This window comes from Psychrobacter proteolyticus, from assembly GCF_039762275.1.
GTDB classification, from domain to species: Bacteria; Pseudomonadota; Gammaproteobacteria; order Pseudomonadales; family Moraxellaceae; genus Psychrobacter; species Psychrobacter proteolyticus_C.
The window spans coordinates 648,390-664,125 of record NZ_JBDLOB010000001.1 but is presented as its reverse complement, the minus strand read 5'-3'; the positions used below and the strand labels follow the sequence as shown (position 1 = coordinate 664,125).

Here is a 15,736-nt window from a genome sequence, read left to right as displayed (position 1 = left end):
GACATATGACTAATGATACCCTTGCCGATGAAGACACTAACAATGAGATGCATATTGAATTGTTAGAACCCATTGCAGAGATGAGAGATAAAAACGACAGACAATTTGTCACAGCGTTAGCTCGAGGGTTAGAGCTGCTGCGTTGTTTTACCCCGCAGCGACCTTATCTAGGCAACCAAGACCTAAGTCAGCTGACAGGACTTCCTAAAGGAACCATCACTCGTCTGACCTATACATTGGTCAAATTGGGATATTTAAAACAATCGACCAATAGTAGTAAGTACCAGCTCTCAACAGGGGTACTAAGCTTTGGTTATACCATGATGACTAATATCTCTATCAATAACCTTGCGACTCCTTATATGGAAGAGCTAGCAGACTATGCCAAGAGTGCCGTTGCCATGGCTACTCGTGATCGACTGATGATGGTGTATCTAAACGTTGTGCAAGGCCAAGGGACCACGACCATGCAGCGCAATGTCGGCTCTTATCTGCCTATTCATTTAAGTTCGATGGGGAGAGCTTGCTTGGCAAGTATGCCACCTGCTGAGCAAGAGTTTATTCTTAATGCGATTCGTAGTAAGTATAAAGATGATTGGCTAAAGATTAGACGAGGATTAGATAAAGCCTTTCAAGACTATGAGGACTATGGTTATTGTTTTTCAATTAGTGAATGGCAAAAAGATGTCAATGCGGTAGCCATTGCGCTGATGCACCCGACAGAAGGCTTGCTCACTTTTAACTGCGGCGCACCAAGTTTTATCCTTAGTCGCACCAAACTAGAAGAAGACATTGCCCCTCGCCTGCTGCATATGAAAAACATGATTGAGAGCAATCTGTATATTAGCTAGTTCTTTTGAACTATTAAAAAAGTAGAGTTAAAGTTGCATTAAATCTTTAGATAATGCTCGGTAAATTTAGTGCTACATTATTAGAGTTTCCGAACTAAGCCAGTCAGATGCATATCGCGGCACAAATCTTGTTTGATAAGGAGTGAACATCAAGATGCTCACTCCTTGTTTATTATAGGAGATAATCTTCGTAAGATGCATACTACTGCTGAAATCATACCTATACAAATTGCTTTAAAAAAGTTGCTTATACGCTGCTTGTCAGCTATTCAAAATAAATCGCCCCTTTTTATATCTCATCACTTCTATTCGCTTAAAACCTTTCAAATCCACGTAAAAATTACCGTGCCTCTCATTTTATAGCTACATAGCTACGACTTCAGATGAAGTTGAGTAACTATCATCTCTAGAGTGTTGCTAGTCTGCCGACCCTTAGCAAAAAGCTCTTAAGATTGTATTAATGGTTCAGTATCTGCTAGAAAAAGTCACCTTTCTTTAACTTTCATAAAAGTACGTAACGCTATAACTCGCTATTATCTACTTATTCAATAGATCGACGTTAAATTCAGATATCTTTAACCATTAAATAAACACGCTTACTTATAATTAGCCTAAAAGGACCTTACTATGAAAAACTTCAACATGAAAAAAATCGCTATCAGCTCACTATTGGCCGTATCTACTTGCTTTGCTATGATCGGTCCAGCGAATGCGGCCCAACAAGTGGTCGTAGTAAAAGACAAACATCAGACAAAACAAGCAGTCGTCGTTAAAGCAAAGCCCAAAGCGAAACAAGTGGTCGTAGTTAAAGCTAAACCTAAGGCCAAGCAAGTTGTCGTAGCGAAAGCCAAAGCTAAAGCTAAAAAAGTAATCGTTGTTAAAGACAAACATCCAGCACAAAAAGTGGTTGTCGTGAAATCAAGATAAATTAATCGAAACTGATACCCTATACAGCTTATATAGAACCCGCTATATTAAGCAGAGAACACCACTACCTCATTGCCTTCCTGCCATGGCTGAAACTTAGTCATGGCTTGTACAAATAACGGGTTTTCCAACCAGTGTTGTAGCCATATCTGTAATTTCGGGTAAGGCAAACTATAAAAAATATCACGATCTACATGGGCAAACTGGCGAACAAACGGCATGATACCAATATCAGCAACCGTCACGTTATTACCTAGTAGATAGGCATTCTTAGTTAATAACGCTTCTAAATCCTGCAGAAAAATTTCACCTTTTTGTCGATATTCTATTTGAGTCATCTCAGGGTGACGATCGGCATATTTGTAGCGATCGAGCCACTGTTTAAACTCATTGTCGTTTTGTGCAATCAGTGCATTAGCCTCAGATGAAACCTTTTCATCCAGTAGTCCCTGAGGATCGTTTTGCTCAAGCGCCCACATCATGATCTCCGCACTCTCTTCAATGACGGTCCCATCCGCTAACTGTAAAACTGGCACCGTGCCTTTCGGACTAATCGCTAGCATCTGATCTGGCTTATTCTTTAACGTGATTTCTCGTAGCTCTACTGGTAACTCGGCGAATATTAGACCGAGACGAGCGCGCATAGCATAAGGACAGCGACGAAAAGAGTACAAGCGAGGCAACGAGGTGTTCATAGATTCCTCCATAGTTGAATGGGAATTAAGCAATAGGTAAATAATAGGTAAAAAGCAAACAAAGAAGAATTAGCAGACGCAAACCTACTGACATTAATAGTTATTAAGGCGCTGTTTAATAGGTGACAGACTTATAATTGGCCATAGTTTCTACTAATGACTGTGGTAGATAAGCATCTTTCAGGTGCGCGTGCGGATAATGCTGCTCAATCCACGATTGATAGTTATAGACAGTTAGCGTACCACAATATAATAAATATAAAACCTGTACACCGATGCTACGCGACAGACCCATTACGCAATGGAAATTGATAAGTGTGATGAGGCTACCCTTTACCTGATTATCTTCTACCTGACTACCCTCTACCCAACTCTCATTATTAGCGGTTATCGCTTGTGTCTCTGCCGATTGTATCAACGCATCAATTTGTTTAAATAAATCAATATAGTCTTGGAGCAATACGTCATTCAATGGCTGCAAATCCAACAAAGGCAAATACAAATAATGAACTGTCGTATTCATAATGCCGTTAGCAGCTATTTCAAGATTATGGGTGTGGCTAGATATCTCAGCAGCCAAATCAACAACGATAATTTGATAGCGAACTGCAGGTCGATTGCTTTCTAACGGACTTGGCCATTCTAATGAGCTGGAGCCAAATAACCAATACGTTAAATGACTACTTAGATCCGTCTGCATCAATCGAGGTGAGGCCACAACTTTGACCTTGTCATTAATAGCATATGGCGTGAGTGAATACTTTTGACTTTTGGAGAAAACTTTAAAATACCAATGCCCTAAAAGTGACATGCCATTGTAAATAATAATGATTGGCGCAAACTTCATCCAAGTATATACCGTGAGTCGACCGCTACTGGATTTTTGAAACCAGCGTATATCCCGTATTGGCTTGTCCTGTTGATAGGCACAAGCCAACATCGTAAAACTGATCAGCCAATATGAAGCAATAACAAGAGCTAAAGTTTCTATAGACTCAGACGCCACCATACTCATATTAGCAAAGTAAAACCCTGCTATCGCTATCAACAAAAACCCTATTACACCCAGTGTCAGATGCTTGATTACCAATGCATTACGAATTCGATTTGAGAGTATAAACACCGTAACGGCTAACACTACCCCGCCGAACATATCTAACAAATGATGTTGATGCGTCAACACTGTCGACAGGGCAATCAATATACATATGCCAGTCAGCAACAATCGATAAGCCGCTGAAATCCATCTCTTTTTAGACGCTACAACATCCCATAAAGATACGCCAAGCAACATGGCATAACTGACATGCAACGATGGTAGCTGATTAAATGGCTTATCCACCAACTGCAAAAACTGATAGCCAAATTGCGTCCAATCATCAGGTATTGGCCGACTGAATGAGAAACGAGCGGGATAGAGATAGAAAATAAAACAGGCAAAAATGGTCGCTAAGATTAGCCGATAGGTCAATAAAGATAATTGCGCAGACGTCCGCACTAAAAAAAAGCTGACAACAAATAAAATCAACGACCAGCTATAAGGAACAATCATAGCGGGAATGAAAGGAATCATACTGTCAAACGGTGTGGCGAGATTATAGATTTGCGATGGATAAAGTCTATACAGGGAGACACTATAAAAAGTCGTCAAATTATAGAGCAGATAAAATATCGCTAACGCAAGAGCCAGATGTCTAAAACGTGTTGATTTCGATGGCGCACGATTCGTAGACAAAAGATGCGTAGACACAGTGTTCAATGAAATAGCCTTGAAATATGCTGACCTGTTTATATTGTTTTAGAAAAGCTCTGGGCGTGATGTCTAGATTGACACCACGCGCCATGCTACTACTGTTTCTTCTTAAAAAACCACCTTGCACCTATCAGCAATGCTATTACAGCACCAATACCCAATACATAGATAGAACCAAACAAGCTCTTGTCTGCTGCAGCCAATGTCGGCGTGCTTGCTAATTTTATTTTATCAGTATTTAAAACACTATCTAGTGCTAGATCATCAGCAGATTCATGCGAATGATTATCTACGTCATGGCCGTCTTCGTCATGATGGTATACCACCTCTTGACCACTTCCATCATGAGTATGCGGTTGAGTGTCATCAGCTGTCATAGGCAGTACATCGCTGTTATTTTGTTGCCACTGACCGTCAACCAACTGTAAACTTAAATGATGCTCATTGCTATCACTAAGCATATATTGCGTCTTTGGAAATTGGTCAGACAGCAATACGACCGTCATTCGGTTGCCATGCAAGTCTTTAAAGAACGTATTGGTCAAATCAATAGATTCGACCGTATCGCTAATACCCTGCGCCTCGGCAGAGAACTGTGTGCCGTGGCCCAGCTGTACATTTGGGTTCACTACTTTAATGGGCTGGTTATTGATAGATAAAGTCAATGACTTAACAAAGTGCTCATTGGCTAACTGCTGAAACTCCTCCGCCGTTTTATACGCGTTGGTCGAGTACGTTTCGTTAATTTGCGCCTCTACTCCAGTCAAAGCACCATCTAGACGTACCAAATATTTGCCATCAGCCGCTTTCGACAGTATAAAAGTCGAGGTATTGGGGTTGTGGGCAGTCGCATTGACGCTCACGATACTCAGTCCAAATGCAGCTAAGCACGCAACTGTCGTTGATGACAAACTAGTCTTCAGCATACACACCACGCAGTCCGTTTATGAAGTTGTTATTGCCTGCTTTGTCCACATGATAATGATACCCTCTCACGTCATCATAATGACCACGTGCTTCATCCAGATCGGTATATTCATTACCCTCTACATCAGTATTAGCATATATGCCATAACCATCAAGTGCATAACCTATCATTGGCGCATGACCGTCGTCTTGTTCAATCTTAGTCGTTAGTCCAGTGGCAGCGTGATAATGGTAACCTTCATGAGAATTGATATGCCCACCAGCATCGTCAAACGGCGCAAGCGTATAAGCGCCTAAGATATTACTGACAGGTGCGGGCGCATCAAAACGTACACCATTAAAGGCAATACCGCGTACCGATGGACCTCTAGATTGAGGGCCTGGGCCACCGAACTCAGTGATACTTTCTGCGGCTTTTGGTGTGACTGGTATATAGAAAGTATCGGTCAAGTCTTCTACGTACTCTGGCAAGCACTCAACGCAATAGTTACGGAATTCTGGGCCAACTCTAGGATCTGCCGCGGCCACACACTCCTCAAGCGTTGAGGTTTTAATAATCTCCCCAGTGGTTTTGTTATACATATTCCAATTACTGTCGCCATAGAACTCTGCTAAGTTTTTAACGAACTCGCCATCAACATCATGGACTTCGCCGCTTTCTAGCCAAATCCCACCTTTTGAGGCATCATCTGCAATATTGCTCGGACACCATGGCCCCATACCAACGTCACTTGGCTTATTTTCGGTAACGATTTTATAGCATTCACCAGTGCTCCCATCTGACAATGAGCATGACACCTTACTAATAGGCTCAACCAAGCCATCACTCAAAAAATAAGACGGTTGTACCGATGGCATCACATTGTCTGCATTTTTGCTAGATACACTGGTAGACGTACTTTCACTAGTGTTCGACACGTCACTACTACAAGCAAAAAGCCCGCCTGATGCGAGTGCCAGCGCTAAGCAGCTTAAGCCGAATTTAGCAGTAGAAAGTTGCATAAATAGTGTCCTGTTTATATGAATAATTGATTAAATTTTTTTATAGCCAATACCACTTTGCCGATTAAAACTTACCTAGCTCTAATACGGTTTCAGCAGTGACCGTATTGCCTTTATACGTTTGAACCGTGACGTAATACTCATGTCCACTACCACCAGAACAAGGTGGCATATAAGCCCCTTCCTTGTCCCAGCCAGCGCCGCGATGCTCTGCTATCATCTCAAAACCTTTTGGCATCTCATAAGTATGTCCAGCCACAATCGGTAATTGCACCTTATTGGCGCCTTTTGCCAAGGTGTAACTCATGATGCCATGCCCGCCATTATTCATCTTTTTTGAATCGCGGTCGCTATATACCAACACGACACTGTCTGACCCTGCTGGAATACCAGACACGCTAAGCTTTGGCGTACCGGGTTTAACTCCATCAAATTTTTGACACTGTTGTCCTTCAGGAATGGTCTTACCATCCCATTTACTGTCCACAAAATCAACATCAAGTGCGAAGGCATAAGAAGAGGTGGTTAATAATGTCAGTAAAGATAGGCGTTTGATAATACTTTTTGATCGAACAAGTGACTGAATAGAGGTCGACATCGTAAATTTCCTGATAGCTGGTTAGACTGAATGGGTGAAAAATCTCTTATAAAAATACTAGGGCGTGTTGAACTTAACTAACTATGCGCTTGTTCTTCTGAATTCGAGCTATTCTCACCTGGTGTAAAACCACCAAACGCATTGCGTAGCTCATGAGTAATTCTTGCAAGTTGCGTCGCATTTTCAGACCCTATCGCCTCATATATCTCTTGATCTACTTCGCGCCATACCTCATAAATCTGCGTTAATAAACCTTTCCCGTACTTGGAGAGCTTGAGGACGTTACTGCGCAGCTCATGCTCATCGACACGCCTTTCTATTAAACCCGCTGTCAATAGACGTGCGGTCATCGTGCTCATACTAGCGGCAGACAATCCAAACTCATCAGCCAATTGCACTTGCGATGCTTGCCCCATTCTTCCGAGTGCATCTAATACACGTGCTTGACGCGGCATAATCTCCAAAGGGGTCAGTTTGGTACGCAGGCGCTCTTCGATGAGATGACCACAATGCAAAAAAAAGTGAAACTGATAAGGTTGATTAGGCATATTAGATATTACTTAGTTAGTATATTAATTGTTAGTATACTAACTAAGTAACACCATTGCAAAGAATGACGTTAATCCACATAGCACTTTATACATATATCTCATAAATAAAGTGTTATGTAGATTACATAAACTAAATCATAAGGAATTATAACGGCATCCAAAATTGTGGAATTTAAAGAAAGGTAACGATATAGTCAGCTATCTGTAATTTTCACCAAACAAACCCCTCTGTATCAAAAATAGAAAAATATCTAAAGTTGTCATAATAGCAACTTATTGTTGGCTAAAAACTGCCCAAACCCATTGGAAATACAGTGATTTTGTACTTATACTTGACTATTTTCCGGACTTAGAAGGATTTGATAAATGCAGTTTTTGAGGATGATAAGTCAGCAGTTGAGTCGATTTACGGCATTGGTTATTATTTTAGCGGCCGCAGTGACATTTATAGAGCCTGCGACTTTTTCTTGGGTGACAGGTGATACCCAAGTCATCGTTCTGGGTGTCATTATGCTCGCAATGGGTATGACACTAGGTAAAGAAGACTATAAGGTGTTGGCTCAGCGCCCGCTTGATATTTTTATTGGCTCAATTATCCAATATACCATTATGCCGATTTTAGCGATTAGTGTGGCTAGATTGTTTGACTTATCGCCTGGGTTGACACTGGGTCTAGTATTGGTTGGGACTTGTCCTGGTGGTGTGTCTTCAAACATTATGAGCTACCTTGCCAAAGGTGATGTAGCGTTTTCGGTAGGTATGACCACCGTATCAACCATCATTGCACCGTTAGTGACGCCACTTTGGCTCAATTATTTGGTTGGTCAGTCTGTAGAAATGGATGGCTGGGGTATGTTCCACTTTATGCTATTAGTGACGTTGTTGCCAGTCGCTATCGGTTCTATGTTAAACATACTATTTCAAAACAAACACTGGTTTAATGATGTACGTGCAGTGATGCCAGGCGTGGCTGTATTAGCCTTTGCCGCTATCGTCGGTGGCGTTGCCGCTGTATTTGGTGATCAGTTCTTGCAGTCAGGGCTAGTTGTTATCTTGGCCATTGCGGTACACAATATCGTCGGTTATATATTGGGTTACTACTCAGGTGCCTTATTTGGTATGAGCAAACCCAAAAAACGCACCATATCTATCGAGGTTGGCGTACAAAATGCAGGTCTAGCCACGGGCTTAAGCACTAAGTTTTTCCCTGGTAATGCAGAGTCCGCCATCGCTGCCGCCGTCGCTTGTATTTGGCACTCTGTTTCTGGCTCTATATTGGCCAATATCTTCGCTTGGTGGGATAAACGTCAAGAAGCGAAAAATCCTACCGTTATCGAGACTGAAGAGACCATGGAGCTTGGTAAACCAATCAGAAATCATTAGTACTAATAAAGGTAATACTGAACTAGGTAATATTGAACTAGCTCATAAAGGTAAAACGCTATGAGTTAAAACACTATGCTAGATTATTATTTCTAGCATAGTGTTTTCTAATAATGTACCTTTTAATACAGAGTCTTTTAATATAGAAACTTTTAACATAGTGTTTTCTAAAAAAGCACCTTCAAATATATAGCTCTCCAGCATAATATTTTTAGCATAGCACTATCGATAATTTGCATGAACTACTAGCCTCTTTTCTGAGTTCTCAATTAACGTAGTCTACCGTAACTCATTTCCAAAACGTTTACGCACCTGACGCAAGTATAAAGCTGGCGCAATACGCCATAGTAAACTACCAAAGCGTGAAATAGGGTCCGGCAATAGCCAACGTTTGTGTCGCTGCAAACCTTGATCGATCTGTTCGGCCATCCACTCAGCACTACGCATGTTACCGATCATTGAGCGTGGATGCTTTGCGATACTACCATCACGGCCGAGCGCGTGGTTCTCGATAGGTGTATCAAGAAAGCTAGGATAGACCATAAGGATATGTATACCTTCAGACTCTAGCTCCAAGCGCAGTACTTCAAAGAACTGTGTCAGCGCCCCTTTTGCCGCACAGTATGCTGCCCGTCCAGGAACGGGCATCCAGCCAGCCATTGAGCCGATACAGATAATTTGACCTTTAGATTCTCTTAGCATCGGTAGCGCAGCCATGGTCAGCTCCACTGCTCCTTGCCAATCTACCGCCATAACTTTGCGGAACACCGCAGGATCAGTCTGATGTGCTGGTGATCGATGAGTAATCCCAGCATTGTTCACCAATAGATCAAGACGGCCAAAGCGCTCGCTAACTTGCTCAATAAGGGCAGCAATATCATCAATTTGAGTAATATCAGTGACGACTGTCATGACTCTAGCAGAATCTTCTAACTCACGAGCGCGTGCAGTCAGCGCTTGCCCATCTATATCAGCGAGTACTAAGTGATGCCCAGCGTCATACCAGTGCCATGCCATCGCCCAACCAAGTCCTGATGCAGCACCAGTGATTAAAGTAACATTTATTGATGATATTGATGGCATCGATTATTCTCTCCCTATCAAGGTTTACGCAATCCATTACATTCGATGAAGTACTCAAAGGTTTCAGCAGACGTTTTTGCCAAAGAGTAACCAAACTCTTTTTTGAGTCGCCTGTTACTCAGTACTGGGCGATAACGCAAAAAATCAACCTGCTCTGACCCTGTTGGCTTACCGCTCCACTTTGCCACCTGTAAGCCAGCTTTAACCAAACCCACTGGCAGGGTCAATAGCGGTTTGTTAAGTCGGTTTGCGATATCCCTCATCGTCAGTGCGCCATCGCCTGCCATGTTATAGATGCCAGATTTATTCTCGCGAATACCCATTTCCATAGCGCCGATTACATCTTGATCCCAAATAAACACAAAAGGCGACTCACTACCTTTGAGCGCAAGCACGCGCGGTGCCATAAACAGACTGGCAATTTGATTGCGCGTATCAGCGCCTAGTACTGTGCCAGGTCGAAAAATCAGCTGCTGTAATTGTGGATGCTGCTCGCGGAATTCTGCAAGCATTTCCTCAACCTGCCTTTTGTGATCCGAGTAGGCAAACTCAGGATTACCGCGTAGTGCATCTTGCTCATCAATCCATTCAGGATTGTCAGCATGATAGCCGTAGGCAGCACCCGAACTGGTGAGCGTTATATGTGCAATATTTGCTTTGATGCAGCAATCAATTACGTTGCGCGTGCCATTGACATCGATATCATAGTCACGAGTACGATCTTTTGACGCTTGTAAGATAGAAGCGAGATGCACGACATGAGTGATATCCTCTTCTTTTAGTAGCGTAGCCAAACTCTCATCACGCACATCTAATACGTGAATTGGAAAGTCTAGGTCATCGCGCTTGCGAATATCTGTGCCGACTACATAATAATGAGTAGCCAGACGATTGCCCAGTTGATGGCCGATGTAACCTGCGGCACCAGTAATTAATATCCGTTTATTCACTATGCTTTTATTCACTATGCTTTTATTCACTATGCTTTTATTCACTATACTTTTATTCATTACGCTTTTATTCATAGGGTATCCGTGCCCAAATTTGTGAAAGTGTCAGTCCTGACACCAAATGCCATACACCCCAGAATGCCGTGATCAGCATCATGCCGCCTGCCTCTGGGAAAAAAGTAAATAAAATAACCAGTCCTAGCCCTGAGTTTTGTATTCCTACTTCCAAAGTCACCGCGCGCCGATCCGCGACTGGCAACTTGAGCATCAGCCCCATGCCATAACCTAAAAAAAGCGCCAATAAGTTATGACCAGCGACCAGCCAAAAAAAGCTATGAAAACGCTCTAAAAATAGCGCAAAATTGCTAGAAAAAGCGATTGCCACAAAAGCCATCAGCACAAGCAGCGAGAAAATACGTAGCGGTTTTTGGATACGCACGACCAGATTTGGCAAGCGTCGCCCCGTTACCATCCCCAGCACTAGAGGTAACGCTAGCACCAATAAAACCAGTATCAGAATACTGCTAGGCTCAATCGTTATCCTTGTCAGATATTCACGCGTGTGTGGGTTAAGCCAACCATAAAAGGCAAAATTGACTGGTGTTAATATGGCCGCAGCGAGGCTTGATACCGCAGTCATACTGACTGACACCGCGACATTACCGCGTGCCAGCCAAGTCATAATGTTAGAAAAACTGCCACCTGGGCAAGACGCGACCAAAATCATTCCTAGGGCCAACTCAGGATCAATATTCAACGCCCACGTAAACAAACACGTGGCTAAAGGCAGTAGAAAGAACTGAGCGAACAGACCCGCTATTGGTGCAATAGGAGACAAAACGATACGCTTAAAATCTTCAAGACGTAAACTCAATGACACGCCAAACATCATTAGCGCCAAGATGAGATTGAGCAGAATTAAGCTCCGTGGCTCAAACGCCACTGCCGCTATCATACCTCTGATGCCAATACAGGCTGTTTTGTTTCGAGCTCAGCGATATGCTTGGAAAGCGTTTCTAAGTATTCATCTTTATTCACATAATATGCCATACGCGCAAGCTTAATATAATCATAGCCACCATCGAGCGTTTTGCCTGCTCGCTGACGCTTCACTTTATCAAACTGTTTAACAGCTGCTGTATTTTGCTGACGCTGCTGAATATATAGTGCGACAAGCCTCGCTTGTTGATTTCGACCTTCCCAGCCCAACCCTGCGGCCTCAACCATACCCATCATAAATAAATTATTATGCTCAGGATGAAAGACATTCATATAAAGCTGCGGCGCGTCATGATTGGCAGGCCAATTAAGCTGCGCGCGCTCAATAAATGGATAGTCTAGTAAATACCCAGTCGCCATAAGAATCAAATCATAATCCTGATTTTCACCATCACTAAAGCTCACCGTATGACCATCGATGCGGCGAATATCACGACGCGCCTTAATATCGCCATGACCCAAATGATGTAATACCAATGAATTGACCACAGGATGTGATTCGTACATGCGATAGTTTGGGTTTGGCAGTCCATAATCAGAAGGTTTTCCGATGACCATACGAATCATCGCCGCATCCATACGCTGCTTAACTGGACGCGGTAACTTTAGTTTTCCGCCTAGTGTGTCAATGGGCTGACCTTTGATAAATTTGGGCAGAAAGTAATAGCCGCGGCGCAGACTGATATCGACCGATTTAGCATGATGTACCGCGTCAACAGCGATATCAGCGCCCGAGTTACCACAGCCAACGATCAACACACGTTTGTCATTAAATACTGACGGGCTACGATATTCAGAAGAATGCATCAACGTGCCTGCAAACGTACCTGGCAAACTTGGCATATTGGGAGTATGTAAAGTACCATTTGCCATGAGCACACCATCAAACAGTCGCGACTGCGTTTGACCATTGCACTCGCTAATTAAGCGCCAGCCTCCCCCTTCGGGCACCATACTGATGACTCGCGTAGAGAATTCATAATGTGATTTTAGATTGAACGTATCTGAAAAGTCGCGGAAGTACTGACGGAGCTGGGTATGATGAGGATACGCCGCGACTGAGTCACTCATAGGAAACTCTTTGAACTCCGTCATACGCTTGGACGAAATCAAATGGGCACTTTCATACATGGTGCTGTGAGGATTGTCGATATCCCATAGCCCTCCTACATCTGTATGTAGCTCAAAGCCGACAAAAGGAATATTGAGTTTTTGCAAATTTCGGGCTGCAGCGAGCCCCATTGGACCTGCTCCAATTACTGCGTACATAAGCGCCACCTTAAAAATCCATTTCAATTATATAAATCAGTCAATTCCGTTTGACTGCACCTCTGGTGGGCGATACCAGCGTACTCCATGCCCGTGATAAAACAATAGCATACATTGATACATGAACTGGCTCAAATGAATAAATTGTCCATATAGACTACTTATAATAGGTAAATCCATCCTCTGCTTTATACTTCTTTTTTGCTCGCTCTATACAGCCTAATCTTCTCCCAAATACAAAAGCACTGCCCTATTTATAGAGGATGCTATTAGCACCTTATCGAGCAACAGCCGTACTTTACCAAACCTAGTATATTTAAAATTGACTCAGTAATTCATTGTAATAGAAATGATTATCATTATAATAACGATTTAAATTACATGCTGGAAATATTCATGCAACTGTCTCGCTTATCTGCTGCTTTGTTTCGTCTTAACTCTCTGAATGTGTCTGGCGCTTCTCTACGATTAGCATCCATACCTTCACGCCTAGTATCAACGAAATCGCTACCTCTAAAATCACTATGTTCAGTCATCATACTAACTACAAGTCACTCGGCATGGGCGCTAGTAGATGATGTAGATGCTCAAACCACTCCTAATGTGGTACTTGATACTATCGTCGTCACTAGTAGCGCTGATGCGTCAGCAGATGGATTACCTAGCGCGTATGAAGGTGGACAGGTAGCAACAGGCAGCCGCGTTGGACTCTTGGGCAACCAAGACATCATGGACACGCCGTTCTCTACCACCTCATATACCAATGAATATATCACCAATCAACAAGCACATAGTGTGGGTGACCTACTCAAAAAAGATTCTACTGTACGTGTGGCTAGAGGTTTCGGTAATTTTCAAGAAGCGTATTTTATGCGTGGGTTTGTGACCACCTCAGACGATACGATGTTCAATGGTCTATACGGCATACTACCTAGACAATATATCGCAACTGAATTGTTCGAGCGCATCGAAGTACAGCGCGGTGCCTCAGCGATGCTAAATGGCGCGGCACCGAGTGGTGGTAACGCAGGCGGTACTATCAACCTGTTACCCAAACGAGCGGATAATGAGCCACTACGTCAGCTAGCGCTTGGTTATGGTCAAGGCGACCAAAGTAAGGTCGCAGTAGATGTCAGTGATCGCTTCGGTAGCGATGATGCGATTGGTGTTCGTTTTAATGCTGCTTATCAAGATGGTGACAGCGCTATCGATGATGAGTCGTCGACCTTGGGTTTGGCTGCCCTTGGTTTAGACTATAGAGGAGATCAGTATCGTCTATCGGCTGATTTGGGCTGGCAAGACAACAAACTATCAGAGACTCGTCCTAGTGTGACGCTTGCCGGTGTCTCTCATGTACCAAAAGCACCAGATGGCTCAAAAAACTGGGCGCAGCCTTGGAGTTATTCAAACGAAGAAGATGTCTTTGGTACGATTCGCGGAGAATATGATTTTAATGACAGCATTACTGGTTATGGTGCCTACGGTATCAGACATGGTGATGAGGACAACTCGTTAGCCAACCTTACAGTATCTGACGCAGATGGCACTGGCTCAACCTATCGCTTTGATAACGTTCGAGAAGATAAAGTCCAGAGTGCTGAGCTTGGTCTGCGTGGTCAATGGCAAACAGGTAAGATTGATCACAACTGGGTACTAGCCGCTGATCTTTATGATCAAGAGGAAAAAGGCGCTTACGCTTTTGACTTTGGTAACCAACTCGCGACCAATTTATACCGCCCGACAGATTATGACAATGCGTGGTCAGATACCGCTTTCTTTGGCGGAAATTTTGATAATCCTAAGCGAACGAGTGAAACTCAATTACAGAGTTTTGCGCTTGCAGACACGTTCTCACTGTTTGATGACAAGCTAAAAACTACGGTAGGCGTACGTCATCAGAATATCAAAACGACCAGCTACGACTACAATACCCAAGCCAAAACAGCTGACTATGATGAAAGCGCATTGACACCAAGCGTTGGTATCGTTTATCAGCCAACGATGGACTGGTCTGTGTATGGTAATTATATCGAAAGTCTTGCCAAAGGTGCCGCTGCGCCATTGGTTGATAATTCTGGCAATGCCATAACCAATGCAGGACAAAACCTAGATCCCTATGTAAGCAAACAAACTGAGCTGGGTGTGAAATATGACAATGGTGTGATCGGTAGCAGTTTTGCCATATTCCATACTGATGAGCCACGAGCTTATATCGATGACAATAATACGTTTACCGCGACTGGCGAAAACCGTCATCAAGGTGCTGAGCTGACTGTCTTTGGTAGCCCAAGTGAAAACATGCGCCTCAATGCTGGTGTTACCTATTTAAGTGCTAAGCAAAAAGACACTGGCGATAGTGCATTAGATGGCAACAGCGTTATTGGCCTGCCTACTTTACAGAGCAACGTCAACCTAGAATATGATTTAGCCGCAGTTGAAGGATTAACTTTAACGGGCGATATCATCCATACAGGTGCGCGTTATGCCGATGCTGCCAATACCTTAAAAGTTGATGGCTATACTACCCTAGATTTAGGTGCTCGCTATCGCACTATGCTGGCAGGACAAGACGTTACTCTAAAAGGTATGGTGACCAATGTCACAGGTGAAGACTACTGGCAATCTGTAGGTGGTTTACCAGGCTATGGCTATCTAAATGCGGGCGAGCCAACGGCCTTAAAAGTATCAGCAACGTTCGATTTTTAAGATTTACTAGTAGGCTTTATTAGCTTCCATAAAAGGGATTAG

The 15,736-nt window shown here is 43.1% G+C and carries 14 protein-coding genes; 4 read left to right on the top strand and 10 right to left on the bottom strand.

Going from position 1 to position 15,736, the window contains the following annotated elements:
- Nucleotides 1-5 precede the first annotated feature (5 nt).
- Both ABFV72_RS02625 and ABFV72_RS02620 read left to right on the top strand, forming a co-directional pair.
- Nucleotides 6-851, top strand: a complete 846-nt coding sequence (locus ABFV72_RS02625) for an IclR family transcriptional regulator (protein ID WP_347162316.1) — start codon at nt 6-8, stop codon at nt 849-851.
- A 627-nt stretch (nt 852-1,478) separates the two neighbouring features.
- Nucleotides 1,479-1,778: a hypothetical protein gene (locus ABFV72_RS02620; RefSeq protein ID WP_347162315.1), complete on the top strand. Its 300-nt coding sequence runs from the start codon at nt 1,479-1,481 to the stop codon at nt 1,776-1,778.
- A 47-nt stretch (nt 1,779-1,825) separates the two neighbouring features.
- Here the strand turns inward: ABFV72_RS02620 and ABFV72_RS02615 are convergent, their stop codons facing one another.
- The 6 genes from ABFV72_RS02615 to ABFV72_RS02590 form a co-directional block, all read right to left on the bottom strand.
- The gene (locus ABFV72_RS02615) at nt 1,826-2,473 is read right to left on the bottom strand and encodes a glutathione S-transferase (RefSeq protein WP_347162314.1); all 648 of its coding nucleotides are present in this window, start codon (nt 2,471-2,473) and stop codon (nt 1,826-1,828) included.
- 115 nt (nt 2,474-2,588) lie between these two features.
- The gene (locus ABFV72_RS02610) at nt 2,589-4,046 is read right to left on the bottom strand and encodes a phosphatase PAP2 family protein (RefSeq protein WP_347162313.1); all 1,458 of its coding nucleotides are present in this window, start codon (nt 4,044-4,046) and stop codon (nt 2,589-2,591) included.
- Nucleotides 4,047-4,321: 275 nt separating this feature from the next.
- Nucleotides 4,322-5,152: a hypothetical protein gene (locus tag ABFV72_RS02605; protein ID WP_347162312.1), complete on the bottom strand. Its 831-nt coding sequence runs from the start codon at nt 5,150-5,152 to the stop codon at nt 4,322-4,324.
- Entirely contained in the window at nt 5,139-6,155 is a 1,017-nt protein-coding gene (locus ABFV72_RS02600) for a YHYH protein (protein WP_347162311.1), read from the bottom strand. The genes ABFV72_RS02605 and ABFV72_RS02600 overlap by 14 nt, the downstream gene beginning before the upstream one ends.
- A gap of 64 nt (nt 6,156-6,219) precedes the next feature.
- Nucleotides 6,220-6,753: a hypothetical protein gene (locus tag ABFV72_RS02595; protein ID WP_347162310.1), complete on the bottom strand. Its 534-nt coding sequence runs from the start codon at nt 6,751-6,753 to the stop codon at nt 6,220-6,222.
- A 77-nt stretch (nt 6,754-6,830) separates the two neighbouring features.
- Nucleotides 6,831-7,301 carry a MarR family winged helix-turn-helix transcriptional regulator gene (locus tag ABFV72_RS02590; RefSeq protein ID WP_347162309.1) on the bottom strand — a complete coding sequence of 157 codons (471 nt, stop codon included), beginning with the start codon at nt 7,299-7,301 and terminating at the stop codon, nt 6,831-6,833.
- A gap of 369 nt (nt 7,302-7,670) precedes the next feature.
- Between ABFV72_RS02590 and ABFV72_RS02585 the strand changes: the two genes are divergently transcribed.
- Nucleotides 7,671-8,687, top strand: a complete 1,017-nt coding sequence (locus tag ABFV72_RS02585; protein WP_347162308.1) for a bile acid:sodium symporter family protein — start codon at nt 7,671-7,673, stop codon at nt 8,685-8,687.
- Between the two features lie 279 nt (nt 8,688-8,966).
- On the opposite strand, the gene ABFV72_RS02580 is transcribed toward ABFV72_RS02585, so the two are convergent.
- From ABFV72_RS02580 to ABFV72_RS02565, 4 genes are all read right to left on the bottom strand, one after another.
- The gene (locus ABFV72_RS02580) at nt 8,967-9,770 is read right to left on the bottom strand and encodes an SDR family oxidoreductase (RefSeq protein WP_347162307.1); all 804 of its coding nucleotides are present in this window, start codon (nt 9,768-9,770) and stop codon (nt 8,967-8,969) included.
- Nucleotides 9,771-9,787: 17 nt separating this feature from the next.
- Nucleotides 9,788-10,720, bottom strand: a complete 933-nt coding sequence (locus ABFV72_RS02575; RefSeq protein WP_347162306.1) for an SDR family oxidoreductase — start codon at nt 10,718-10,720, stop codon at nt 9,788-9,790.
- A gap of 67 nt (nt 10,721-10,787) precedes the next feature.
- Nucleotides 10,788-11,675, bottom strand: a complete 888-nt coding sequence (locus tag ABFV72_RS02570; RefSeq protein WP_347162305.1) for a bile acid:sodium symporter family protein — start codon at nt 11,673-11,675, stop codon at nt 10,788-10,790.
- The gene (locus ABFV72_RS02565) at nt 11,672-12,988 is read right to left on the bottom strand and encodes a flavin-containing monooxygenase (protein WP_347162304.1); all 1,317 of its coding nucleotides are present in this window, start codon (nt 12,986-12,988) and stop codon (nt 11,672-11,674) included. The genes ABFV72_RS02570 and ABFV72_RS02565 overlap by 4 nt, the downstream gene beginning before the upstream one ends.
- 396 nt (nt 12,989-13,384) lie before the next feature.
- Between ABFV72_RS02565 and ABFV72_RS02560 the strand changes: the two genes are divergently transcribed.
- A complete protein-coding gene (locus tag ABFV72_RS02560; RefSeq protein ID WP_347162303.1) occupies nt 13,385-15,694 on the top strand; it encodes a TonB-dependent receptor in 2,310 nt (769 codons plus the stop codon).
- The last annotated feature ends 42 nt before the right edge of the window (nt 15,695-15,736 follow it).